The sequence below is a fragment of the Paenibacillus glycanilyticus NBRC 16618 genome (genome assembly GCF_004000805.1).
GTDB lineage: Bacteria > Bacillota > Bacilli > Paenibacillales > Paenibacillaceae > Pristimantibacillus > Pristimantibacillus glycanilyticus.
The window spans coordinates 75,869-100,038 of the sequence record NZ_BILY01000016.1; the positions used below are offsets into that span (position 1 = coordinate 75,869).

At 53.6% G+C, this 24,170-nt stretch carries 20 protein-coding genes; 3 read left to right on the plus strand and 17 right to left on the minus strand.

Annotated features, from left to right (window positions below):
• Positions 1-14: 14 nt before the first annotated feature.
• The 7 genes from PGL01S_RS14730 to PGL01S_RS14760 form a co-directional block, all read right to left on the minus strand.
• Complete coding sequence (locus tag PGL01S_RS14730; protein WP_127495374.1) at positions 15-1,814, minus strand: sensor histidine kinase; 1,800 nt, start codon at positions 1,812-1,814, stop codon at positions 15-17.
• Positions 1,811-3,343: a response regulator gene (locus PGL01S_RS14735; RefSeq protein ID WP_127495375.1), complete on the minus strand. Its 1,533-nt coding sequence runs from the start codon at positions 3,341-3,343 to the stop codon at positions 1,811-1,813. Before PGL01S_RS14735 ends, PGL01S_RS14730 begins: the two co-directional genes overlap by 4 nt.
• 199 nt (positions 3,344-3,542) lie before the next feature.
• Positions 3,543-4,919, minus strand: a complete 1,377-nt coding sequence (locus PGL01S_RS14740; RefSeq protein WP_127495376.1) for an AraC family transcriptional regulator — start codon at positions 4,917-4,919, stop codon at positions 3,543-3,545.
• A gap of 84 nt (positions 4,920-5,003) precedes the next feature.
• Positions 5,004-5,744: a GTP cyclohydrolase II gene (locus PGL01S_RS14745; protein ID WP_127495377.1), complete on the minus strand. Its 741-nt coding sequence runs from the start codon at positions 5,742-5,744 to the stop codon at positions 5,004-5,006.
• Positions 5,745-5,811: 67 nt separating this feature from the next.
• Positions 5,812-6,738, minus strand: a complete 927-nt coding sequence (locus tag PGL01S_RS14750) for a DUF8832 domain-containing protein (protein ID WP_127495378.1) — start codon at positions 6,736-6,738, stop codon at positions 5,812-5,814.
• A gap of 400 nt (positions 6,739-7,138) precedes the next feature.
• Positions 7,139-7,339 carry a copper ion binding protein gene (locus tag PGL01S_RS14755; RefSeq protein WP_127495379.1) on the minus strand — a complete coding sequence of 67 codons (201 nt, stop codon included), beginning with the start codon at positions 7,337-7,339 and terminating at the stop codon, positions 7,139-7,141.
• Positions 7,340-7,359: 20 nt separating this feature from the next.
• Entirely contained in the window at positions 7,360-7,698 is a 339-nt protein-coding gene (locus PGL01S_RS14760) for a metal-sensitive transcriptional regulator (RefSeq protein ID WP_127495380.1), read from the minus strand.
• 171 nt (positions 7,699-7,869) lie between these two features.
• Between PGL01S_RS14760 and PGL01S_RS14765 the strand changes: the two genes are divergently transcribed.
• The gene (locus tag PGL01S_RS14765; RefSeq protein WP_127495381.1) at positions 7,870-8,601 is read left to right on the plus strand and encodes a glycerophosphodiester phosphodiesterase; all 732 of its coding nucleotides are present in this window, start codon (positions 7,870-7,872) and stop codon (positions 8,599-8,601) included.
• A 5-nt stretch (positions 8,602-8,606) separates the two neighbouring features.
• Here PGL01S_RS14765 and PGL01S_RS14770 read toward each other — a convergent pair whose 3' ends face one another.
• The 8 genes from PGL01S_RS14770 to PGL01S_RS14805 form a co-directional block, all read right to left on the minus strand.
• Entirely contained in the window at positions 8,607-9,473 is an 867-nt protein-coding gene (locus tag PGL01S_RS14770; protein ID WP_127495382.1) for a YitT family protein, read from the minus strand.
• A gap of 131 nt (positions 9,474-9,604) precedes the next feature.
• Positions 9,605-10,627, minus strand: a complete 1,023-nt coding sequence (locus PGL01S_RS14775; protein WP_127495435.1) for an ABC transporter substrate-binding protein — start codon at positions 10,625-10,627, stop codon at positions 9,605-9,607.
• Positions 10,628-10,748: 121 nt separating this feature from the next.
• Positions 10,749-11,741 (minus strand): ABC transporter permease, encoded by a 993-nt coding sequence (locus PGL01S_RS14780; RefSeq protein WP_127495436.1) that lies wholly within the window; start codon positions 11,739-11,741, stop codon positions 10,749-10,751.
• Between the two features lie 265 nt (positions 11,742-12,006).
• Entirely contained in the window at positions 12,007-13,506 is a 1,500-nt protein-coding gene (locus tag PGL01S_RS14785) for a sugar ABC transporter ATP-binding protein (RefSeq protein ID WP_127495383.1), read from the minus strand.
• Between the two features lie 123 nt (positions 13,507-13,629).
• A complete protein-coding gene (locus PGL01S_RS14790; RefSeq protein ID WP_127495384.1) occupies positions 13,630-14,628 on the minus strand; it encodes a substrate-binding domain-containing protein in 999 nt (332 codons plus the stop codon).
• On the minus strand, positions 14,625-16,415 hold the full coding sequence (locus PGL01S_RS14795) for a cache domain-containing sensor histidine kinase (protein WP_127495385.1): 1,791 nt from the start codon (positions 16,413-16,415) through the stop codon (positions 14,625-14,627). The genes PGL01S_RS14790 and PGL01S_RS14795 overlap by 4 nt, the downstream gene beginning before the upstream one ends.
• A gap of 9 nt (positions 16,416-16,424) precedes the next feature.
• On the minus strand, positions 16,425-18,041 hold the full coding sequence (locus PGL01S_RS14800; protein ID WP_127495386.1) for a response regulator transcription factor: 1,617 nt from the start codon (positions 18,039-18,041) through the stop codon (positions 16,425-16,427).
• A gap of 146 nt (positions 18,042-18,187) precedes the next feature.
• Entirely contained in the window at positions 18,188-19,009 is an 822-nt protein-coding gene (locus tag PGL01S_RS14805) for a PaaX family transcriptional regulator C-terminal domain-containing protein (RefSeq protein ID WP_127495387.1), read from the minus strand.
• Positions 19,010-19,142: 133 nt separating this feature from the next.
• Between PGL01S_RS14805 and PGL01S_RS14810 the strand changes: the two genes are divergently transcribed.
• Positions 19,143-19,841 (plus strand): metal-dependent hydrolase, encoded by a 699-nt coding sequence (locus tag PGL01S_RS14810; RefSeq protein WP_127495388.1) that lies wholly within the window; start codon positions 19,143-19,145, stop codon positions 19,839-19,841.
• An 18-nt stretch (positions 19,842-19,859) separates the two neighbouring features.
• Positions 19,860-20,786, plus strand: coding sequence for an AEC family transporter (locus PGL01S_RS14815; protein ID WP_127495389.1), 927 nt, complete (start codon positions 19,860-19,862; stop codon positions 20,784-20,786).
• An 11-nt stretch (positions 20,787-20,797) separates the two neighbouring features.
• Here the strand turns inward: PGL01S_RS14815 and PGL01S_RS14820 are convergent, their stop codons facing one another.
• Together PGL01S_RS14820 and glpK are read right to left on the minus strand one after the other, a co-directional pair.
• Positions 20,798-22,483, minus strand: coding sequence for a glycerol-3-phosphate dehydrogenase/oxidase (locus tag PGL01S_RS14820; RefSeq protein WP_174806566.1), 1,686 nt, complete (start codon positions 22,481-22,483; stop codon positions 20,798-20,800).
• A gap of 110 nt (positions 22,484-22,593) precedes the next feature.
• Positions 22,594-24,090 (minus strand): glycerol kinase GlpK, encoded by a 1,497-nt coding sequence (glpK, locus tag PGL01S_RS14825; RefSeq protein ID WP_127495390.1) that lies wholly within the window; start codon positions 24,088-24,090, stop codon positions 22,594-22,596.
• Between the last annotated feature and the right edge of the window lie 80 nt (positions 24,091-24,170).

Below are 24,170 nucleotides of genomic sequence, written 5' to 3' on the forward strand. Positions count from 1 at the left end.
CTCCCCCTTTCCAATTACGAAGCCGTGCCCGGCTTTGTCTGGTTATTCTCAAGCTGGTGAAGAGGTATTTGATAGCTCACGGTCAGCCCGCCCTCCGGGCCGTTCATCATCCGGAACTGTACGCTTTCATGGTAAAAAAGCTCCAGCCTGCGGTACACGTTGCGAAGTCCGACATGTCCTTCCATCGCATGCTCCGAACGGACCGCCTGCTGAATCCGGTCCAGTGCCTCCTGCTCCATGCCGATTCCGTTATCGGCTACGGAGACCGTTAACCCCCGTTCGGACATGCGAGCCTCGATTCTGACGGCTCCTCCGCCTTTAATCGCCTGCAGTCCGTGCTTGCAGGCATTCTCCGCCAGCGGCTGAATGCTCATGATCGGTACCCGGACGTCATTCGCAAGCGGATCAATATCAACAACATAATCAAACCGATCGCCGAAACGGAATTTCTCAATCTGCAGGTACATCAAGGTGAACTGCAGCTCCTCCTTCAGCGGTACCAGATCATCTGCCCGCCGGAGCAGCCTCCGTAGAAGAAGCGAGAGGCTTTTTATAATTTCGGTCACATCCTTGTAACCGTTTTTCGTCGCCACAACAAGAAGGGCATTTAAAGTATTGAACAGGAAATGCGGATTCATCTGGCTCTGAAGCATATTCATCTCCATTCGCACCCGCTCGACCTCCAGGCTTTTCTGATGAATCTCGAGTTTGTAGACGTCGTTAATCAACGTATTGATTTTCCTGGTCATCATATTGTAGGTGTTAATAAGTCCGCCAATCTCGTCTTTTCCTTCCGGGAGAGTGACCTGATCGAACCGCTCATTGCGCACGCGGTCCATATGCCGGGCCAACTTCTTGATCCGATAATGGTAAGAACGGAGCATAACGAATATTAACAGCGAAGGAATAAGCGTGCTTATGACCGCTAGCCACAGGATGGAACGCCGCGCCTCATCCAGAAGAGTCGTAATCCGGTCGTTGTTAGCCCTGCCAACCAATTTCCATCCTTGCACGTAACTGACTGTGCCCAGCTTGGATACAAAAACGTCTCCCTTTGCCCAATCCGACATATCGGCATCATAAACCGACTTGCCGCGTCCGCCCGATTCCGCCACAACCTGATTCTGCTCGTTTACCAGCTCCAGCTGCAGGCTGTCGCTTTCCCTGCTCAAAATATCGTAGATTTTATCCACGTTCAAATCGATCCTTAGAAATTTGCGGTATTGCGGCTTTACAATGCTAAAGCCTTGATCCATGTCGCTGATGACGCTTATTTTCTTTGCCGGGCCCGTAGTTCCCGACGCCTCGGAATAAGCAATGACGCGAAAAGCATGACCCGGCTGGCTTAACAATGGCCCCAGCCAAGGACTTTTTTCTTCCGGGGTATTAATGACGTAATAATTGTTGCCGGTCTGAATGGTATGGTTGTACGTATAAATCCGGATTTCCAAAATGTTCGGGTACACCGGCATGTAACGCTTCAGCTTATTGCGGAGAACGCTGTCATAGCTCTCGTAAGAGGAGACAGGGCTGTCGTAGGTTTTGTCGAGCACCTCGTTCAGGGAATCGTCGCCTTCGATGGAATGACTCACCGCAACGCTTTCGTCAATCATGCTGTGAAGCTCCGCCGCGGCCCGGTCCATCGATTTGCGAAGGTTCTCCTGTTCGCGAATCCGGATATTGTCCGAGTTCTGCTGGTAGAAAAAAACGTTGATGCCGATAATGGGAATGAGGATGCATAACAAGTAAATCATTAGAAACTTCAGGTTTAGGGGAATATCGTTGATTTTATTCGAAAACAGCCTGTTCTTCACTCAAGACAATCCCCTTTTTGGTTTGATTTATAAGCCGATGGCGATACTTTCGTCAGGGACTTGAAGACGGAGCCGAAGTATTCCGTGCTGTGATAGCCAAGCTCGTTCGCAATGGTGGACACCTTCAGATCCGTTCGAAGCAGCAGCTTCTTCGCTTCCTTAATCCTCAGAAGATGCATATAGTCGTTAAAGCAATAGCCGGTTACCCTCTTGAACTGCTGGCCCATATAGACCGGGTTCAGGCGGAACAGCTCCGCAAGGTCCTTCAACTGCAGCTTCTCCCGGTAATGATCGGTTACGAAGGCAACGGCCTCCTGGAGCCGGCCTTCCGGCCTCTTGCTGTTCAGCTCGTCGATCTGCCCGGCTGCCTGCAGGCACGCTGCCGACAACTGTTCCCGCACATTCCCCAGCAGGCCGTATGGAGGCAGAATCCATTCCGGCGGATTGGCCGGATCCCCGCCGGCTTTATGATAAGCGCGAAGCAGTCCGCCCTGCAGATACGAGAGAGTTGCCGTCAAGCTGCTTGCCGGTTTATGGGTTCCTTCAACAAACTCAACGAGTGCGGTGGCAGCCTCTTCAATTGCGGAAAAATCGTTACGTTCTACCGCCGCTAATAAAGCCTCTGCCCGGCTTGCCGCATCCTCCCACCGCCAATGCGTCTGTTCATCCCTGTGCTCATACCAAAAGACACCCGCCCGTCCCTTATTATACAAGCCTCTGCTTCGGAGCTCCTGAAGCTGCGTATTCAGCTGTCTCAGATGCCGCCAGCCCCGCGTTTCCCCACTAACATAAATCGAGCACGAAGGCCACCGGCCGGAAAGCCTCTCCACCATCCGCCTAATGCCCGCGTCTAATCCCTCTTCCTGTCCATCCTGCTGCGGGGACCATACCAGCAGCCCAATTGAACCCGATGGCTCCTCCATGCATCCGAAGCCGGCCGGCAGCCCTGACAATTCAGCTTCCACTTCTTCCATAGTCGGCCCGGGCTTTCCAGCCTTTGCGTCCAAAACAATCAGTCTCCCCGTTGCCTCCGCCAAGCAGCCCAGACGGGAGGTCAAGGCTGTCCGAGCCTCCTCGCTCTCCTCCTGCAGCGCTCTGGCAAATACGATGGATAACGATTCGCTCGCCGATGCCTCCATGCTGTTCCGCTGGTCCATGTCTAACCGAAGCGAATCGAGCAATTCATGTATTTCTTCTTCGATAAGCGGCTTTAACAGGTACTGCTCTATCTGATGACGGATCGCAAACTGCGCGGCGTCAAACCGCGAATACCCGCTCACAATCACCGTTTTTATCTCTTTCAGCCCTTGGCTTTGCTTCATTTGCCGGATCAGCTCAAGCCCATCCATAACCGGCATCTGCAGATCGGTAAATACAAGATCGGGCACTTCCCGCTCCATAACCTCAAGCGCTTCCCTGCCGTCCGAAACCGCCCAGCAAAGCCGGAACCCATGCGATTCCCAATCGACCATGGTTCTCCAGCCCTCCAGCATAAACGGTTCATCATCTACAACAAGTACGTTGTACATGCGAGCACCACCTTTCAGACGTTTATCTTCGTCGTCAATACCTACCCTCAGTGTCACATAGGGTTACACCATCAGCAATGTTAAAAAGTTAAGATTTATTGGATTATCTTAAGATAAAATGTAAGCGTTTACGATTCATTTTGCAACAAAATTGCAAAACCCCGGTTCCCCGGGGTACTGAGGCATTTGCCCGAATCGGTTAAAATGACTGCTCGGACAAACGGTATTTCGCGGGGCTGACCCCCACCGTCAATTTGAATAAACGGCTGAAGTAGGTATGATCGGCATAACCGACCAGCTCGCCCACCTGATAGATTTTCAAATTCGTCTCTCTCATAAGCCGGATGGCCTCATGTATCCGAATGCTCGTCAGATGGTGAGTAAAAGTAGCGCCGGTCTGCGAGCTGAACTGATTGCTTAAATAATTGGGCGTCACGCCAAGCCGCTTCGCCAGGCTGACGAGAGACAGCCCTTTGTCCCCGTACTCGGCCTCCATAATCTGCATCGCGGAACGGATAATGCGGCTCACGAACTCGTAACGGAGCAGCTTTCCGTCCGTTTCCTCCGTATGCCCCAGCTGCCGCAGACTGTTCAGGTACAAGGAACGCAGCTCCGACACCGCCGCGGTAATCCCGCCAAAGCCCAGCTTGATCGGAATGCCTAGCCGCTCTTCAAGTTCTCTTTTTTTCTTGAGCACGATCTCTTCCATATTCGGAACCGCATGCCTCGAGGTCAGAACGGCTGCATTCATAAAAGGAGGATCATCGATAACAACGACTGTCCCAAGCTCCTTCATATCCTCGGTCAGCTGTTCCTTCATCCAGAAACGGTCGGTCGATTGCCAGAACGGTTTGTCCTCCATTTGAAACGTAAACACTCCCACCCAGCGGAAGGAAGGCAGGGTTGCCTCATCCCTCTGAAGATCGCGCATATACGGCTCGGAGAACAAGGTCTGAACCTTCTTCTCCAGGGAGCTCTGCTCGCGGTGGCGCAATAAGGGAACGGAAGATTCGCCTTGAGGCCTTCCGGCGCTTCCGGAATAGGGCTGCGTCAGGCTTCTTGCTTCCATTGTTAGAATCAGCAGGATCTGCATGACCTTCACCCGGATATCCAGCCGCCTGGCGATATCGCTTTCCGGCTCGCCCGAACAGATCTCCATTAATTCTTCAATATGAGGCATCAGCTGCTGCATGGTAGGCGATTCCGCCCGGAACAAATGCTGCTCGATCCGGCTCAGCAAGCCAAACAAATCCGGGTCGTCCACATCCAGGTGCATCGAAAAATAAGTCATCGCTTCATCCGAAGCGTTACGGCTGTGATGAACCTCATCCGGCCGGATCAGCAGCAGATCCCCTGCCCGCTGGATGTATTCCTTGCCGGTGATCACGGTTGACTGGCTCCCCTGAAGCACGATATTGAGCTCCAGCAGCGGATGCTGATGCTCCTTGTAGGACCAGCCTTTTCCGACGGTGCGCCAATGCGTGCCTAACAGCTGAAAGGCAAGCCGAAAGCTTTCAAGTATGATTTCATGAATGACTTCAGGCACTTCCCCGTCCCGATTCGTCTGCCAAGTCACGCGACCTCACCGCTTCCTGCGCTTTTTCTTGAATTATATCACAGGAGTTATAGAGATGTGACGTACTCATTATATGGAATGCCGCTACTGCTCCGGACAACCGCTGACGAGATGACCCGAACGGTTGATCTTCGTCTGCAAATATTTTTCGTTATACTCCGACACGTCTCCCCAGAGCGGAATCCGGTCTGCCACGTCAAGCCCGGCATTGCGCAGCGCATCCAGCTTGCGAGGGTTGTTCGTAATAAGCGTAACTGGCTTATCCTTCGGCCGTAAGGAGCGCAGTACCCGGATTGCATCGCCGTAGTTGCGCGCATCATCCACAAACCCGAGGTTAAGATTCGCCTCTACGGTATCGTAGCCCTGCTCCTGAAGCAAATAAGCCATCGCTTTGCTGAACAGCCCGATACCGCGCCCTTCATGATTCGCTAGGTAAAAGAGCGCTCCCGTCCCATGCGCCACGATCATCTTCATCGACTGATGCAGCTGGTAACCGCAGTCGCAGCGCTTGCTGCCGAATATGTCTCCCGTATGGCAGATGCTGTGCATCCGGATGAAAGCATCGTCCGCATGCTCGAAATCCCCATAGACAAGCACGCTCGACTGCTGCATCTCCGCAAGATTGGCGCCGGACAGCTTATCTATAATATCCTCGAGCTTGTCCACTTCCTCCTTGCATAACAGCCAGCAATACCAATGAAATATAGCCGTTTGATCATCCAGATTAACCGGCAGCTTAATGGGGCCAACCAAATAAATCTCCCCGTCCTCGCTGTCGATATGCCGGATTTTCCCTTCGAGAATCGAAATAACCTTATCATTCATGGTTCACTAGACCATCCCTTCGCTTCCATTATTGACCTAGGTTGCGCAAGGACAAGGGCTGCTATGCTTATTCGCCGACTTTAATCGTATAGGAAGCGGTAAATATATCGCCGTGGCGCTGGAACTGGCCCCATACCTTGTAAAGCCCCGGAGCAGGGAAGGTCGTCTCGAATAAAGCTTCCGGTCCCGCCGTCTGCCCTTCCTTCGGATGAACATGCAAATAATGCTTAAGATCGGAGCTGACGATAACCACATGGCCGGCCGCGCCGAGGTAAGGCTCCATATCCCCCGCCGGTTCGCCTGTTGCCTCATCCTTGAAGGAGAAAGCGAGCGGCGTTGCCTTACCCGCGTGCAGCTCGCCGGTTTGCAGCGATACGACGGTATTCTGGGCCGTCTCAACAAGCTTCTTGTCCGGTACAAGCGGAACGGCGGCAGCTGTTTTGCCCCCTACCGTCACCTCTGCCTGAGCAACCTGATGAGTTCCTCCGGCGGGGACAAAATCCGCGTAGAGCTGATAGGCCCCGCCTTTCGGAAAGACGGTATCGACCGTAAATTGCCCTTGTCCTTCATCGACCGGATGAAGATGCTGAAATTCGCTCAGATCGCTGCTGACCGCAATGAGATGAATCTCCCTCTCATGGCTTAAAGTGAAATTTTGAACCGGACGGCCGTGCGTATCCTTGAAGCTAAGTTGAATAGTTGCGTTATTGCCGGCCTCAGGCTGCTGCGGCAAGAAGCTCCATTGTACGGTAGCGCTCTGGTTATGCCCTTTCTCATGAGCATGATGATGCTCATGACCGGCGGCGGTGTCGCCCGTTAGCCGCGTGCCGGCTTGATTAAAGGTTACTCCGGATGCGGACGCAGCAGCTGCTGCGGCGGAACCGGATGCGGCCCAGCCCGTTTGGCTGGATGTATAGGCAGCCGACAAAAGAACGGCCATAAGTCCGATATGTAACGTGCGATTTCGATTTTTTCGATTGCGTTTATGCATCATGCGTGATATTCGCCCCTTCCATTTATCCCTAACAATATACCCACAGCCGGTATAAGCTAATCACCCAGGGAGAGGGCAAAAAGCCCCCAATCCCGCGCGGATAAGGGGCTTGAGGGCTTTTAAATGCCAGAAAACGCACGTTGTACAAACTGCAGGATATTCGCCTATTCCAGGTAAGACGGGCGCGTTATGTTGTACAGAATGCAGGATATTTGTCCCTATTGGAGCCATTGTGGGCTGTTTTGCACCGATATGCTGCATTTCGTGCAATGTAGAACCTTGCATCGACCAAGATGCCCCATTATCCTGCATAAAGTACAACGTAAGGGCAGCTCATCCCAGACTAACAAAAAGGCGCTGCCTGACTCCGTCGGAGTTGGCAGCGCCTTTTTATAGCCGGTTAAACGACATCGTAGCCTTGATCTTCAATCGCTTCCTTGATCGCATCAAGCGATACCTTTTTCTCATCATACTGGACGGTTACTTTGCCCGCAGCCAAATCCACGGAGCCGCTTGCCCCTGCTCCGGTAACGGCCTTCTCCACCGCGCTTACGCAATGTCCGCAAGACATGCCTTCAACCTTCAACGTAACATTTGCCATAACACAAATCCCTCCCGATCTTATTTCATTAATTTATTTACGGTAACGAGCAGCTCGTCAATAACTTCACTTTCTCCCGCCTGAATGCGCTCGATCACGCAGCTTTTCAGATGACCTTCCAGCAGAAGCTTCCCAACACCGTTCAACGCAGACTGCACCGCGGCAATCTGGTTCAGCACATCATCGCAATACGTATCCTTCTCAATCATTGCCTTAACGCCGCGGATCTGACCTTCAATCCGGTTCAGGCGCGATACGAGATTGGATTTCATTTTATCGGAATGATGGCTCTTCCGCTCGGCACCTTGTTGTTCCGGTTCGGTCGAATGGCAATGCTCGGTCTTCTCTTGTTCAATCATCTTTAAATACCTCCAGGGGGTATGGCATAGTCTTATCATATCATACCCCCTAGGGGTATGCAATCCGCAATTTGAGCATAAACATCATTAAGATTAATATGCCGCAAACAAATCGGAAGTAAAGTAAAATCAATTCAATTTTATGATGAAGATGGGAGTGGAAGAACGGTTATGACTACGCTTGTGAATTATGCGCACCGGGGAGCTTCCGGCAATTATCCGGAGAACACGATGATCGCCTTCGAGAAGGCGATTGAGCTTGGCGCAACGGGAATCGAGACCGATGTGCAGATGACCAAGGACGGCAAGCTGGTGCTCATCCATGATGAAATGCCGAGGCGGACAACCGGCTTGAACAGCCTTGTTGCGGATACGTTGTCCGATGATCTGCTGCAGCTGGATGCCGGGAGCTGGTTCTCTCCGCATTTCAAGGAGGCAAGAATTCCGACGCTGGAGCAGCTGCTGGACCTCGCCAAACGGACCGGGACGATCATCAACATCGAACTAAAAAACGGCATCGTACCTTACCCCGGATTGGAGCAAAAGGTAATCGAAACCGTTCGTGCTTGCGGCATGGAGAATCAGGTGATCCTCTCCAGCTTTAATCATTATTCGCTTATCGAGTGCAAGCGGCTGGCTCCGGAAATTCGGACTGGCATCTTGTACATGGAAGGCTTATACCGTCCGTGGAAATACGCCTTGTCGATTGGAGCATCCGCCCTGCATGCCTCGCATTTTGCCGTGCTGCCGGACTGGGTTGCGGAAGCCGCCCAGCATGGCGTTATCTATAACGTGTTTACGGTCAATGAACCGGCCGAGATGAAGCGTCTGATCCAGGCGGGAGTCGCAGGCATCATTACCGATTACCCGGAACGGCTCACTAATCTGCTAAACAAGCTTTAATCCGTTTAGTGGATGCTTTTCTTCGTAAAGCCGCCGCCTTGTACGTCGGCAACATTTTCAATCGCGATAAACGCTCTTGTATCAATATCGTGAACAATCGCTTTCAGCTTCGCCACTTCCAGACGGCTGACCACGCAATAAACCATTTGCGTTTCTTCCCTGGAGTAACCGCCGCGTGCTTGGATATAAGTCGTGCTGCGTCCCAGGCGCGTCATAATCGTCTCGGCGATTTCTTCGTACGCGCTGGAAATAATCGTGACGGATTTGGATTCCTCGATACCTTCAACAACAATGTCCATGACCTTGGTTGCGAGATAATAGGTGACCATCGAATACATCGCGGAATTCCATTCAAACACAAATCCTGCGAGGATAAAGATAAAGACGTTGACGATCATGATAATCTGTCCGACCGGCATGCCGAATTTTTTCGATGCCAGAATCGCAAGAATCTCCGTGCCGTCCAGGGAACCGCCGAACCGGATAACCAGACCAACGCCCGCTCCTAGAATGATCCCGCCGAACAGGACGGCCAGCAGTTTTTCTTCGGTAAAGGCATGTACGTGATGAAGCAGCTGCGTGGTAATCGACATTACGGCGATGCCGTAGAGAGTGGATACGGCAAACGTTTTGCCGATCTGCTTGAAGCCGATGAACAGGAACGGAATGTTCAGGATGAAGATGAATAGACCAAGGGGCAAGTGGGTTAATTCGGATACCATAATGGAGATACCGGTGATACCACCGTCGATTACATCATTTGGTACGAGGAATAATTCCAGTGAAACACCCATTAATACCGAACCAATCGTGATAAAAATGGCCCTTTTAAAAATCTCTAAACCGGATATTTTTTTGTGCTCTTTTGCCATCGTGACCTCCAACCTTTTCTTTTTAGGGTAACACAATCCTCAGGTCTTTTCAAAAAATGCGCCCAAAAAAATAGCAGCCGGCGTCATCTTATATGACACCCGACTGCTATTTTGTTCCACTATTTTACTGATTATTCATATAGTACCGCTTTAATTTCATCGCTGTCGATATTGGACTTATCGTAGTAATAGAAGCCCGTATCGATGGTGGACTCTACCTTCTCGCCGCGAATCGCTTCGACGGCAGCCTTAACCGTCTCGTAACCGATGCCGACCGGATTTTGCGTAATGGCTCCGGCCATAACGCCGCTCTTGATCGCGTCGATTTGCGCTTTGCCCGAGTCGAAGCCGATTACGGTAATTTGGCCTTCCTTCTTCAGCTCGGTTACGGCGTTGATCACGCCAACCGCGGAGCCTTCGTTAGAGCCAAAGAACCCTTTAATATTCGGATGAGCCTGAATCATCGCTTTCGCGAGGTCCGTCGATTTCAGATGGTCGCCGCCGCCGTATTGAATGTCGACAATCTTAATATTCGGATATTTTTCTTTGATCCGGTTCACGAAGCCGTCGCGGCGGTCAACGCCGGTAACGGAGGTCTGGTCATGCACAATGACGCCAATCTCGCCTTCTCCGCCGATTAACTCCGCCATTTTGTCGGCGGCGAGAGCAGCGGCGGCTACGTTATTGGTTGAAGCGGTTGTGATCGGAATATCGCTGTCTACGCCGGAGTCGAAGGCGATAACCGGAATACCTGCGTCTTTCGCTTTTTGCAGGAGCGGAATGGAAGCTTGGCTGTCGAGAGCGGCAAAACCAATCGCGCTAGGCTTCTTGTCGAGAGCGGCCTGAAGCATTTCGATCTGTTTGTCGACCTGTGCTTCGGTCTCCGGTCCTTCGAAGGTGATCTCCACGTTGAACTCCGTGGCAGCTTTCTCCGCCCCGGCTTTTACCGCCTGCCAGAATTGATGCTGGAAGCCCTTCGATATAATCGGGATGTAAATTTTGTCTCCGCTCGCTTTGGTTCCGCTGTTGTTCGTGCTGGTTTTGCCGCCCGTATTGCCCGTGTTCTTCGAATTGTCCGAGTTATTCGACCCGCAGGCGCTAAGCATAACAACCGTCATTAACGCAACTAACAGCAATGCCGTAACCTTTTTCACCGAAATCTCCCCTTTGATTTTGGATTCAATCAGATCTTGGATTTCAATCATCCTATATAGAATCTTGGTTCCCCGGTTAGCGAGACTTGCGAAGAGACCAAAGTTTCTAGCGTGAATCGGTTTACGCTTTGCGTCGGCGCAGAATGTCCGCATAAACCGCAAGCAAGATGACGATGCCGACCACAACGGTCTGCCATTCCTGCGGAACGGACAAAATGCGAAGGCCGTTCGTCAGCACGCTCATAATCAGAGCGCCGATAACCGTGCCTACGATTGTACCCTTCCCCCCGCTAAGCGAGGTGCCGCCAATGACAACCGCCGCTATAGCCTCAAGCTCGTAACCGGCGCCAAGCGCAGGCTGGGCGGAGTTGAGCCGGGAAGCAATCAGAATACCAGCCAGACCGGTGAAAACGCCGGTAAGCGTGTAGATTACGATTTTCCAATAGTTCACGTTAACGCCGGACAGCCTCGTTGCTTCCTCATTGCTGCCGAGAGCAAAGTTATAACGGCCGACGATTGTTTTGGACAACAGAATGCTTCCGATAATCGCGGCGATGAAGAAAATGACAACCGCATTCGGGATGGCAAAGCCCGGGATAAGCTTGTCGAAGAACGAGCCCTGCGACACCTCGCTGAACACCGGATGATCGTTGAAGTAGATCGGCTTCGTACCGGAGATGACAAGAGCAAGGCCTTTGGCGATCATCATCATGGCAAGGGTGGCGATAAAGGGAGGGATCTTAAGCCTGGCGACCATCACGCCGGACAACAGCCCGCAAACGGCACCCGTCAGGATGCCACCGATAATGCCAATCGGAACCGGCAGCCCCCAATACGTAATAAACACTCCGGTCATTACCGCGCTTAAGGTCATCACCGTTCCGACCGACAAATCAATGCCGCCCGTAATAATGACAAACGTAGAGCCCAGCGCCAGGACGCCGGTCACCGCGGTTGAGAGCAGAATCCCTACGATATTGGAGAATTGAAAAAAATTGCTGGACGAAAAGGTGAATACGAGAATAAGGACGATCAGACTGGCAAAAGCAAGCACCTGCTGCAGAACGCCCGGTTTCAGAATAATTGCGGTCTGCTTGCCGCCAAGCTGCGCCATTTCGGCTTTTGGCTGCATTTTCATTGACGTACCTCCTCATATAAGGCTACTTTGACCCACGGGGTCACGCGCCTCTGTAACTCGGTTCTTTCCTCTTATTTGCCTTGTTCGAGGCAGGGCTAAGGTGCTTACACCCCTGTAACTCGGTTTTTGCCTGCTATTTGACTCATCGGAGGTTGCAACTTGCAGCGAGCGCCTCTGTAACACGGTATTTACCTGCTACTGGACCATGCGGCCGCGAGTTTGAGCTCGAAACCTCTGCCGATTAAGCTCTTAATGTCGCATATCTCATAATCTGCTCCTGCGTGGCTTCCTCGCGGTCCAACTCGCCCGTGATGCGCCCTTCGCACATCACGATGATGCGGTGGCTCATCCGCAGGATCTCCGGAAGCTCCGAGGAGATCATAATGATCGATTTGCCCTTGGCGGCCAGATCGTTCAGCAGCTTGTAGATTTCGCTTTTTGCTCCAACATCGATCCCGCGGGTCGGCTCATCAAAGATCAGAATGTCGCAACCCTGGGTCAGCCATTTGCCGATGACAACCTTCTGCTGATTGCCTCCCGAAAGGAATTTGACCTCCTGATCGATATGAGGCGTCTTCACCTTCAGCATCTCGACAATCTGCTCGGCCGCCTTCGCAATCTTGCTCCGGTTCACCCAGCCTATTGCATTCACATATTGCCGGAGCGAAGCGACCGCCACGTTGGTCTTCACATCCATCTCCACGATGCAGCCGTACCGCTTGCGGTCCTCCGACAAGTATCCGATTCCCGCCTGCACCGCGTCATAGGGCTGCTTCATTACTACCTTGCGGCCATGCACCGTTATCTCGCCCGAATCGATCGGATCGGCGCCAAAAATCGCTCTCGCCACCTCGGTCCGACCCGCTCCAATCAGCCCCGCGAAGCCGATGATTTCTCCTTTGCGGAGCTTAAAGCTGATATTGTCGAGTGCTCCCTTGCGGCTTAGCCCCTTCACCTCAAGCACCGTCTCGCTGTTCTCCGCTATCCGGTTCTGCTTGGTGCTGTCATAAATCTCGCGGCCAACCATCATCGCAATGATCTGCTCGTTTGTAACGGAAGCCGTTGGCACTGTATCGATATATCGTCCGTCCCGCATGACGGTAATCCGGTCGGTAATCCGCTTGAGCTCATCCATCCGGTGCGAGATATAGACGATGCCAACTCCGCTTGCTCTAAGCTGGTTTATAATAACGAACAGATCATCGATCTCCGTATCGCTCAGCGCCGCGGTTGGTTCGTCCATGATGAGCACCTTGGCGTCGTAAGACAACGCTTTGGCGATCTCCACCATCTGCTGCTTCGCTACGGTAAGATTGGCGACGGGTTCATCCGGATCCAAATCCATGTTCAGCCGCTCGAACAACCGCTCGACCTTCCGCCTCAGCTCCCGCTCGTTCAGAAACAGCCGAAGACCACGCCGAGGCTCGCGTCCGATATAGATGTTCTGCGCCACCGTCAGATCGGGGGCTAGGTTAAGCTCCTGGTGGATGATAGAAATCCCCAAATTCTGCGCGGTTTTCGAATTGGGTATCTCGACTTCCGTTCCGTCGTATACGATGCTTCCCCCATCCTTTTGATAAACGCCGGTCAGCACCTTCATCATGGTCGACTTGCCCGCTCCGTTCTCTCCGACCAGCGCATGCACCTCGCCCCGCCTTAACTCTAAGCGGCAATCCTGCAGGGCTTGAACGCCCGGAAAATACTTATTGATTCCTTCCATGCGAACGAGTATGTCCTTCATGCCCAATCACTCCATCCCGATGTAACTAAGCTCATTCTAAAGCGCTTTCGCTTTTGCCAGAATGGAATAATGTATTTGAATAGTTGAAAAAAATCTGTTCTGTTCCTATTGAAAAAAGAAAAGCTACTCTCCCACAAAGGGGAAGAGCAGCTTCTGATTTTGTTCCGTATACATATTGTCTTTGTTGATAATGACCGATTCCGTATCGATCAGCTTCGGCACCTTCTTGCCCCGCACCGCTTCAATGGCCGTCTTTACGCTGAGGTAGCCCATATTGTAAGGCTTCTGGACAATGGTCGCCTGTAGCACGCCGCTTTCAATCAGCTTTACTTCATCTACCGAGCTGTCGAAGCCGACAAGCTTCACTTTCCCGCTTAGCCCAAGCTCTTCTATGGCCCGTCCGGCGCCAACGGTAGAAGGCTCATTTAGCCCAACAATCCCTTCAATGCCGGGATCTTTGGCGAGAAGCTCTTTGGTCAGCTCATAGGCCTTCTCGAGCCGCCCTTCGCTATAGAGCGTACTTGCCACCGCAATGTGCGAGTGTCCGTCCAGCCACTGCCGCACGCCTTTTTCCCGTTCAAGCTGTGACGAGGTTCCGTAAACGTAACTCATTATGGCGATTTTCGAGGAAGCGGATTCCGGCAGCAGCTTGGCCATCTCTTCTCCGGCCTTCTCCCCGGCCGCAATATTATCCGTTGCGATAAAACTGAGCGCATCGTCGCTGTTAATGCGGGAATCCACCGTAATAAGCTTGATACCTGCCTTAACGATCTGCTGGGCGACAGGAACGAGCCGGTTATAATCGGTGGCGGCCATCACGATCGCATCCGGCTTCTGCCGGATGGCCTGCTCCAGCTGCTCCATCTGGATATCGATCTCCGTCTCGGACGGAGGTCCAATCACCGTGACATTGGCGCCGAATTCATTCGCCGCGTCCTCAACTCCGGTGATGAGCACCTTCCAGAAATCAATCGCCGAGCTTTTTGCTTTTACCGTAACGATGATGTCGACGGGCTTCTCCGTACGCTGGCTTGCCGCCCATTTATAGATGCCAACGACAGCAATCACGATAAGAACCGCGGTAATGGCGATAGATGCGGATTTGCGTCTATACTCGCTCATGCGCCAACACCTCCAGCCAATTCATCGCCTTCAATGGCGGCAATCCGTACCGTTACGGTCGTCCCTTCATCCGGTACGCTTCTGTACGTCAGGCCGTAATCCTTCCCGAAATAAAGCTGGATTCGCTCATGGACATTCACCACGCCAACGCCTTTGCTTTCCCGGTCGTTTCTCCTTGGCTCCAGAATGGTACGGAGCGCCTCCGCCTCCATCCCAACGCCGTTATCGCTCACTTCCAGCCATATATAACCGTCTCGCTTGCCGCCGGTTACCTGAATCGTCCCCGTCCCGATTCTGTTCTTGATGCCGTGGTAGATCGCATTCTCAAGCAGCGGCTGGAGCAGTACCTTCAGCGTGCGGTACCCGTAAATATCCGGATCCACGTCGATATGGAAATCCAGCTTGTCCTTGTACCGGATTTTCTGAATCGTCAGGTAGTTGGCAACATGTTCAATCTCCGTACGGATCGGGACCAGCTCCTGTCCTCTGCTGATGGAGGAGCGGAACAGCCGCGCCAGCGCGGAGGTCATCAGAACAACCTCGTCCGTCTTTTTCCCCTCGGCCATCCATATAATCGAATCCAGCGTATTGTACAAAAAATGCGGGTTAATCTGCGCCTGCAGCGCCGTCAGCTCGCTCTTCCGCTTAATCTCCTGCTCCCGGACGACCTGGCTCATCAGCTCCTCGATCTTGACGACCATCAGGTTAAACGTGCGGGCTAGAGAAGCAATTTCCCTTGGATTGCCGATAGGCACACGGATGTTGAAGATCCCCTTCTCCACCTTCTTCATATGCTCCTGCAGCTGCTTGATCGGACGGGACAGATTACGAGAAATGAAGACGGCAAGCAATAGGCCTACGATCAGGCAAAAGACTCCCGCGGCTACCATCGACAGCTGCATTTCGCGTTTGTTGCCGATTAATTCGTTGACGTAGGACACGCCAACGATTTTCCAGCCGAAGCCGGTATCCTGAATCGTATAGATCCGGCTTGTCTTCCCTTCCTCGGTCGTAAAGCTGCCGCTGCCCTTCGCCAGCACCTGGTCGATTTTCTCCGACTTCAGATTGCTGTAGATCAACTGCTGCTGCGGATGGTAGACGATATTGCCGCTCTCATCCACGATAAATACATACCCGCGTTTGCTTAAGTCAATGTTGTTCAGCGTGTCGTTGATGACGCTGAAGTTCAAGTCGACAAGCAGCACGCCGCGCGGCTCCGTCTGATCCTTGCTCCACAGCTCCCGGCTGAGCGATACGACCCAGTCGTATTCATCCTTGAACATATGCTGGACATGGGAGGAAGACACGACGATGCGGCCCGATGCTTCCTGCGCGCTTGTGTACCAGGGCTGCTCCGCCAGCCTGATGCTTGGATTCAGCTCGACATGCTCGCGGTCCGAGACGAATCGGCCGTTGTAGCCAATCACGTTAATCGAAGCGATATCTTTGCGAGAAGCCATAATGGAATGAAAAGACGCGGAGATCCGCTGCTCGCGCGCCAGCTCCTCCGAGCTTGTCCCGTTATTTCCCTCTTCGCTTACAAGCTCGCGGACATCCTCGTTGCTGAGCGCGAGCATCGATATATTTTCCATGCTGGTAATGTAGGTCTGGATGTTGGCATTTACCTGGCGGATCAGCTCCGCCGTATAGTCCTGGGCCGTCTCGCGGACGGACGAGGCCGACAGCTGGTAAGAGATGACGCCAAGCAGGATGGCCGTAAGAAGAATGAGACAAGCGGAGGCGGCGGCGATATTCGTCTGAATGCTTTTGAATTTAAATAATTCCATAAGCGCGCCTCATGCCTGTTCCGCCGCCGTCCGATGACGGTAATCCGTTGGGGACTCCCCCGTGTGCTTCTTGAACAGAACGCTGAAATACTGCGCATCGCTATAGCCGGTTCTGGCGGCAATCTCGTAAGTCCGGAGACCGGTAAATTTCAGCAGCTCCTTCGCTTTATCCATTCGGACCGCAGTCAGGTATTCGATAAAGGTTCTGCCGGTATGGGCTTTAAAAGCCGCGCTGAAATAGCTGACGCTCATATGAACCTGCTTGCAGACGCCTTTCACCGATAGATTCTCGTCCTCGTAATTCGTTTCCAGATAAGCGATCGCTTCCGCAATCTGTAACCGGCACTGGTCATGGCGAGTTGCCGTTACGCTGTGAACGGCTTGCCGGCAGGCCGTCTTCAGCCATTCCCCGATCTCTTCCATTGTCCTGAACCGGTAGATTTCGGTCATCGGATTAATGCCTTCTCCGAACACTTCGGACTCCTTGCAGCCGATATCGCCAAGTGACTGCATGACGGCAAGAATCGTTTTTTGAATACGCAAATAACAGTGATCGATACTGGTCAGTTCTGCCTTGTTATATCGGATCAGCGCTTCGATAGCCCGCTCTACTTCATCCGCCGTGCCCGTCTTGATTCCCGCTATTAATTCGCGGTCGAACTCGGCCGGATGCCCGGCCGGCGAGCTTCTGCGCTTCTCCATGTCCAGTATGCTGATAACGCTGTTGTCGCCAAGCACAAGCCGGTAATCCAATGCCGCAGCCGCAGCCTTGCAGGTCTCTCTGATTCTCGTACAGCTATGAACGGTCATCCCGATTCCGACCGAAACGGTCAGCTTCAGGAATTGGACCGCCGATTGACGGATACGCTCAGCCAGCTCCTGCGCCTTCTCTTGCAGCAGCTCCTCGCGATCCCCGCCAAGGACGGCCATCACCCGTTCCTCTCTGCTGCGGAAAACAACGGCCCCCGGTTCCGCGCTAATAATCTCCTGCGCGATATTGTATATGGCAAACCTAAGCAGCTCCCGGTCCGTATCCGCGCCGCCCTGCTCTTCCAGCCGGTCCGTGTCGATTGCCAGCGCCAGATAGCAAGGTCCCGTCAATTGAATCTGGAAATAGTGCAGACGCGACGCAATCTCCTTCTCGCTTAAGGCCATCGTCGACATCCGCTCGAGGAAACGTTCCTTGAGGAGCGGCATGCTCTCATGCAGCTGGCTTTGCAGCCGGGCCAGATCCTCCCGCTCTCTCTTCTCCTCGTCCAGCTCCAGCCGGAGCTTATGCAGCATCGCCGAGAACTCGGCAGCCGTTACCGGCTTCAGAATGAAATCCTTTACCTTCAGCTTCAGCGCCTGCTGCGCGTATTCGAAATCGTCGTATCCGGTCAGGATCACGACCTTTGTCTCCGGATACCGTTCCATGACTTCGCGGGACAAGGCCAGCCCGTCCATAAACGGCATGTTAATATCCGTCAGCACGATATGCGGCCGCAGCCGTTCGATGTCCTCCAGCGCCTGCACGCCATTCTCGCAATCCGCCACGCACCGAAAACCAAGCTCCTCCCACGGTATGCGCTCCCTGATGCCTTCCCTTACGACCGCTTCATCGTCAACCAGCAATATCGTATACAAGGACGTTCCCCCTACTGCCTATCAGGATTGGAATTGTATGCGCTTTTATTATAGTCAGCGAAATAGATTTCCGGCAACGAGGAAAAAGAACAGCGCAAAAAACCTCACTGTCCGTGAGGCTCCTCCTTGCTCATGCGGCATCTCCTCTAGCGTCCGAGGAAATGCTCCACAAAGGCGCGGTAAGGCGATTGCTCGGGTATCGCTTGCGCGATTTGGCGCAGGCTTGCCTGAAACTGCTGCATTTGCCTCTTTCCTGTCCAATCGTCCGGAAGCAGCGGATCCGGAAGCATAGGATCGCGTAAGCCAAGCTCCGCAATGATCTCGCCAAGTTCGAGAAAAAGGACAAATAATTGCAGTCCGTCCTCATCTCCCGTATGCTCAAGCAACGCCAAAGCAGGTACCAGGTGCTCTTGTAACCATCGGTCTTTATCTCGATACAACGCCTGCAGCTCCTCAAGCGGCCATAGACGGAAGGAGTGCTCCGGCGTGATGTCATTATGTACAATCCTTGTACTCGTCACCGTTATATATCCGGCAACCTCGCACTGCCGGCCTAGCCGGATGACCTCATCCCTGTAATCCCATGGCGAGACATAGACGCTTTTATAAAGCGAACCAAACCCCAGCTGTAACAGCTCCGATCGGAAGCTATCCCTTCTGCGTCGTTCCGACTCCGGAATCTCGAACATAACCATGCACCATTGCCCGTCCCATTCCTTTTCGTACAAACCGGGTTTAGCGTTAATGATCCGGATGAATTCCTCGCCAAGAGGCGTTGCCTTATATCGGGAACGTTCCGCCGATTCGGCATAACCTTCCTTCTTCAGCCTGGAAAGAGCGTTGCGCACAATCTGATGGGAGATGCCCCGCGCTTCATACACCTCGATAAGCCTGCCGACGGCTGCGCCCGATCCGGCTCCGTCCCCGCTGGTCAGGAGATACAGCAACTGTTTCTCTATCGATAACAAAGGCTCCACGGCTCCTTTGACAAAAATAAACAAAAAAAGATTGACATTTATTCACTGTCAATAATATAACATAAATACAAACGCTCGTATATAAATTGGTTATAAAATTCATTTTGAAAGCGAGGCCTCACTTATGCGCATTGTTTATCACGGACATTCCTGCATCCAAGTGACCCATGATGCCGTTTCCGTCATCATCGACCCTTTTTTGACCGGCAATCCGCTCGCCGTCTCCAAGAGTCTGGAACAGATTAAGACGCAGTACATCCTGCTGACCCACGGTCATTCCGATCATATCACCGATGCCATTCCGCTGGCAAAACAAAACCATGCCCCGATTATTGCCGTTGAAGAGCTGGCCATCCATCTGGGAAGGCATGGCGTTCAGGTCGAGCCCATGCATGTCGGCGGAGCTTGGGACTTTCCGTTTGGGCGCGTCAGTCTGACGCAAGCCCTTCATACCTCATCCGCCTTATCCGAGGAGGGCCAGATTGTCTATACCGGATCACCGGTCGGGATTATTCTCGAGATAGACGGGTTTACCCTCTATCATGCGGGAGATACCGGATTGTTTGGCGATATGCGTCTGATTGGGGAACGTTTCGATATCGACATTGCCTTCCTGCCGATTGGCGGACGTTTTACGATGGGGCCGGAAGACGCCGCAATTGCCGCGTCTTGGATTAAAGCGCGCCGCGTCATTCCCATTCATTACGATACATTCCCTATCATAAAGCAGGATGCCTCTCTTTTCGTTCAGATGCTTCTGCAGCAAGGGCTTGCCGGTCAAGTACTTGCGCCAGGCGAACAAATGGTTATTCACTCAAGCTAATCAAAGGAGTTGCTCTCATTGAGTATATGGCATACTTTCCTCTACATTATCGTTCCGATCCTAATTCCGCTCGCAATCGGAGCACTGCTCCATCGCAAGTTCAAGTTCGAGCTTGGCGGTTTCTCCAAGATGCTCATGTATTACTACATTCCCGCCCTTGCTTTCGTAAAAGTGTATCAAGCCGAGCTGTCCGCTTCTTTGGTCGCTACCATCTTCGTTTTCCTCGCTGCACAGTTCATCCTGATTGTCCTGCTCGGTCATGGCGTCAGCCGGATGCTTCGCCACCCAAAGCCGCTTGCCGCCAGCTTCTCGAACAGCATCGCCTTAACGAATAACGGCAATATCGGTATCCCGGTTAATGCCATGGCGTTCAAGCACGATCCGTTTGCAATGTCCATTCAGATGATGGTCGTAACCTTTGAGCTGTTCGCAACCTTCACCTTTGGCCTGCTGAATGCCAGCAGGGCGGCAAGCGGGCTAAAAAAATCGCTGCTGCAATTTGTTAAAATGCCCGTCCTGTATGCCATTATCGCCGGAACACTGCTGCGGCTCGCCCATATTGACATGCCGGAGCCGCTTCTGACGCCTTTATCGACCATTGCCGACGGTATGCTCAGCTTCGCATTGCTCACGATTGGCGCACAGATGGCTTCCACGATGCTGTCACTCCATACAATTACCGTCTTATGGAGCAGTCTCCTCCGCCTTGCGGCAGCTCCATTTATAGCCTGGCTGCTTCTTGAACTCATGCATGTACAAGGCATTACGGCTCAGGCGCTCTTCATCGCAAGCGCAATTCCGACAAGCCGCAACAGTGCCGCGCTTGCCCTTGAGTACAACAATGAGCCTGGTTTTGCCGCCCAGGCCGTGCTGTTCTCCACCCTGCTCAGCAGCGTGACGCTAACGATCATCATCCAGCTGTCAGGTACGCTTTTTCCGGCATAACCATACTAATCCTACTCCTTCGGTTCCACCGCCAGCTGGAGCTCGCGCTCCAGCTGCTCCGCATAAGCCGTGCTGACGCCCGCCGACCAACCGAACAGCTCCGCCATATAACGGTGCACGCCGTCCTTACAGCGGATAACACGGCTACGGTCGAACAGGAGGCTGCCGCTGCGGCGGATCCAGAAGTCGACCGGCTTGCAGGCCATTTCATGGCGGATCGCATACAGCAGCTCCAGCAAAAGCGTAACCGGAAGCTTTCGGCGAATCGCTTCCTCCTGCGCTTCGGGCATAAGGCTGAGCACGGTATCGATGTTGGACCCGAACCGGCGGACAAGCCGTTCCGCATCCGGGCCGGCGAGCCCCGCTTTGACGGCTGCCGCCTTTTTATCCGAGACAAATCGCTCGTATCCCTCCGAACCGCCAACGTCACCGCCCGAGATCGGAAGCGTCTTCGTCCGGCTCTCGCCTATACCGTCCCGTCCGGCTTTGGCAAGCTGCTCTGCAGCCTGTTCCATAACGGTCTCGGCCATCTTCCGGTAGCCGGTCAGCTTGCCCCCTGCCATGGAGAGAAGGCCCGAAGGCGATACCAGCACCTCGTCGCGCCGCGAAATCTCGGACGGGTCTTTCCCTTCCTGATGAATAAGCGGTCTTACGCCTGCCCAGCTCGATTCCACGTCCTCGGCTTTCAGCCCAAGCGTAGGGAACATATCGTTAGCCGCCTTCAAAATATACTGCCGGTCCGCAGCCGTCATCCTCGGATGGACAAGGTCCTCCTTGTAATCCGTATCGGTTGTGCCGATATACGTCTTTCCGTCGCGGGGAATCGCAAACAGCATCCGCCCGTCTTCCGAGTCGAAGTAGATGGCCTGACCAAGCGGGAAACGTCTCTGGTCAAATACGAGGTGGACGCCTTTCGTATGATGGAGCGTCTTCCCCTTCTTGGATCCGTCCTTCTCCCGTATCGCGTCTACCCAAGGGCCTGCGGCATTGATCGTAACCTTTGCCTTCACTTGTCCCGTATTTCCCGTCAGCCGGTCCCTCACGTCCGCGCCAACGATCCGCCCGTTCTCATACAGCAGCGATTCGGCCTTCACGTAAGAGATCGCGCAAGCTCCGAGCTCTACGGCTCTTTTCATCACTTCTATTGTTAATCGGGCATCGTCGGTACGGTACTCGACATAATAGCCGCCCCCCTTCAGGCCCTCCCGCTTCAGAAGCGGCTCGCGCGTGACCGTCTCGTCTTTTCCAAGCATTTTCCTCCGCTCGGCGCGTTTGACCCCTGCCAGAAAGTCATACAATCGAAGACCAAGCGAAGTACTAAACATCCCGAAGGTACCGCCTTTATAGATCGGGAGCAGCATCCATTCCGGCGTTGTCACATGCGGCCCGTTCTCGTATACAATCGCGCGTTCCTTGCCGACCTCGGCTACAACTCCAATCTCGAGCTGCTTCAAGTAACGCAGACCGCCATGCACCAGCTTGGTCGAGCGGCTTGACGTCCCCGCGGCGAAATCCTGCATCTCCACCAGCGCCGTCTTTAATCCCCGCGTAACCGCATCAAGCGCGATCCCCGCCCCGGTAATGCCTCCGCCGATAATAAGCAGATCGTATTCCTCCGCCTGCAGCCGCCCGAACTGCTCCTCTCTCTTTAGAGCGTTAAAAGTTGGTCCTCCACCATGCCCGTTCCCGCTTGCCATTACGAACAGCTCCTATCGCAAATTCTTTATCTTCTGTGGAAAAAAGAAAACCGCGAACATTTCTCCATTATGCTATTACGCATGATGAAGAACTGCCACGGTCTATTCCCTTATCGAAAACCCATTGCCGCCTTTACGGCTTTCTGCCAACCGGCATACAGCTGTTCTACCCTCTCAAGTGCCATCGCCGGCTCAAAAACGAGGTCCAGCCGCCGCTGCTCCAGAATCTCCCCGCGGCCCTGCCAGTAGCCAACCGCAAGCCCAGCCAAATAAGCGGCGCCAAGCGCCGTTGTCTCGCTGATGACCGGCCGTTCAACCGGCACGCCAAGCAGATCGCTCTGGAACTGCATGAGCAGATTGTTGCGGATCGCGCCGCCGTCCACGCATAGCGTTTGCAGCGGAATGCCCGCCGACTGCTCCATCGCGTCCAGCACATCCTTCGTCTGATACGCAATGGACTCAAGCGTTGCCCGGACAAAATGCTCGCGCCGGGTTCCGCGCGTCATGCCGAATACCGCGCCGCGGACTTCGCTGTCCCAATAAGGCGTACCTAGCCCGACAAAGGCGGGAACAACGTAAACGCCTTCCGTCGAATCCACGGAAGAAGCCAGCTTTTCGCTCTCCTCCGAGGACTCGATCAATTCCATGCCGTCGCGAAGCCACTGCACCGCCGAGCCCGCTACAAAGACGCTGCCTTCAAGCGCGTATTCCACCTGCCCGTTAAAGCCCCAGGCGATGGTCGTGAGCAGGCCATGCTCCGAACGGATCGGCTCCGTGCCCGTGTTCATGAGCATAAAGCAGCCGGTGCCGTACGTGTTTTTCGCTTCGCCTCTCTCAAAGCATCCATGCCCGAACAAAGCGGCCTGCTGGTCGCCGGCAGCGCCAGCGATAGCAATAGGCCCGCCAAACAACGCCGCTTCCGTTGTGCCGTATACCTCGGAAGACGAGCGCACCTCCGGCAGCATGGAAGCCGGAATGTCCAGCCATTCGAGCAGGTCAGCATCCCACTTCAGCTCATGAATATTGTACAGCAACGTCCGCGACGCGTTCGAGTAGTCCGTCACGTGAACCGCTCCGCCGGTCAACTTCCAGATCAGCCAGCTGTCCACGGTGCCGAATAACAGCTCGCCGGCCGCAGCTTTGTCGCGCGCTCCCGCTACCTCGTCGAGCACCCATTTCGCCTTAGTTCCGGAGAAATACGGGTCGATCAAGAGCCCGGTTTTCTCCCGGATCGGCATTTCATGGCCGGCTTCCTTCAGCGCTTCGCAAATGCCCGAAGTCTGGCGCGATTGCCAGACGACGGCGTTATAGACGGGCTTGCCCGTCGTTTTGTCCCAGATGATCGTCGTCTCCCGCTGGTTCGAGATGCCGATTGCGGCGATGCGCTCCGCCCTCAGGCCTTCCTTCGCAAGCAGCTCGCGTATCACCTTCAGCGAGGTTTCCCACAGCTGCACGGCGTCCTGCTCTACCCAGCCCGGATGCGGAAACGCGCAGTCCACCGCCGTCTGGGCAATTGCGCGCGGGTTCCCCGCTTTATCGAATAAAATCGCACGTGTGCTCGTTGTCCCTTGGTCCAGCGCGATGATATAGGTTTCCTGCTGCGTCATAATGATCGATCCCCTTTTTCCATGAATCCTGCATTTCCCAAGTACCCGCTTCCACTATTGTATTCTATTCGAGGCGCTGA

Bases quoted from the DNA above. Each gene is read 5' to 3' on its own strand.
- PGL01S_RS14735 (WP_127495375.1), bottom strand. From the start codon at position 3,343: ATGTACAACGTACTTGTTGTAGATGATGAACCGTTTATGCTGGAGGGC.
- PGL01S_RS14745 (WP_127495377.1), bottom strand. From the start codon at position 5,744: ATGAATGATAAGGTTATTTCGATTCTCGAAGGGAAAATCCGGCATATC.
- PGL01S_RS14750 (WP_127495378.1), bottom strand. From the start codon at position 6,738: ATGATGCATAAACGCAATCGAAAAAATCGAAATCGCACGTTACATATC.
- PGL01S_RS14755 (WP_127495379.1), bottom strand. From the start codon at position 7,339: ATGGCAAATGTTACGTTGAAGGTTGAAGGCATGTCTTGCGGACATTGC.
- PGL01S_RS14760 (WP_127495380.1), bottom strand. From the start codon at position 7,698: ATGATTGAACAAGAGAAGACCGAGCATTGCCATTCGACCGAACCGGAA.
- PGL01S_RS14765 (WP_127495381.1), top strand. From the start codon at position 7,870: ATGACTACGCTTGTGAATTATGCGCACCGGGGAGCTTCCGGCAATTAT.
- PGL01S_RS14770 (WP_127495382.1), bottom strand. From the start codon at position 9,473: ATGGCAAAAGAGCACAAAAAAATATCCGGTTTAGAGATTTTTAAAAGG.
- PGL01S_RS14780 (WP_127495436.1), bottom strand. From the start codon at position 11,741: ATGGCGCAGCTTGGCGGCAAGCAGACCGCAATTATTCTGAAACCGGGC.
- PGL01S_RS14785 (WP_127495383.1), bottom strand. From the start codon at position 13,506: ATGAAGGACATACTCGTTCGCATGGAAGGAATCAATAAGTATTTTCCG.
- PGL01S_RS14790 (WP_127495384.1), bottom strand. From the start codon at position 14,628: ATGAGCGAGTATAGACGCAAATCCGCATCTATCGCCATTACCGCGGTT.
- PGL01S_RS14795 (WP_127495385.1), bottom strand. From the start codon at position 16,415: ATGGAATTATTTAAATTCAAAAGCATTCAGACGAATATCGCCGCCGCC.
- PGL01S_RS14810 (WP_127495388.1), top strand. From the start codon at position 19,143: ATGCGCATTGTTTATCACGGACATTCCTGCATCCAAGTGACCCATGAT.
- PGL01S_RS14820 (WP_174806566.1), bottom strand. From the start codon at position 22,483: ATGGCAAGCGGGAACGGGCATGGTGGAGGACCAACTTTTAACGCTCTA.
- glpK (WP_127495390.1), bottom strand. From the start codon at position 24,090: ATGACGCAGCAGGAAACCTATATCATCGCGCTGGACCAAGGGACAACG.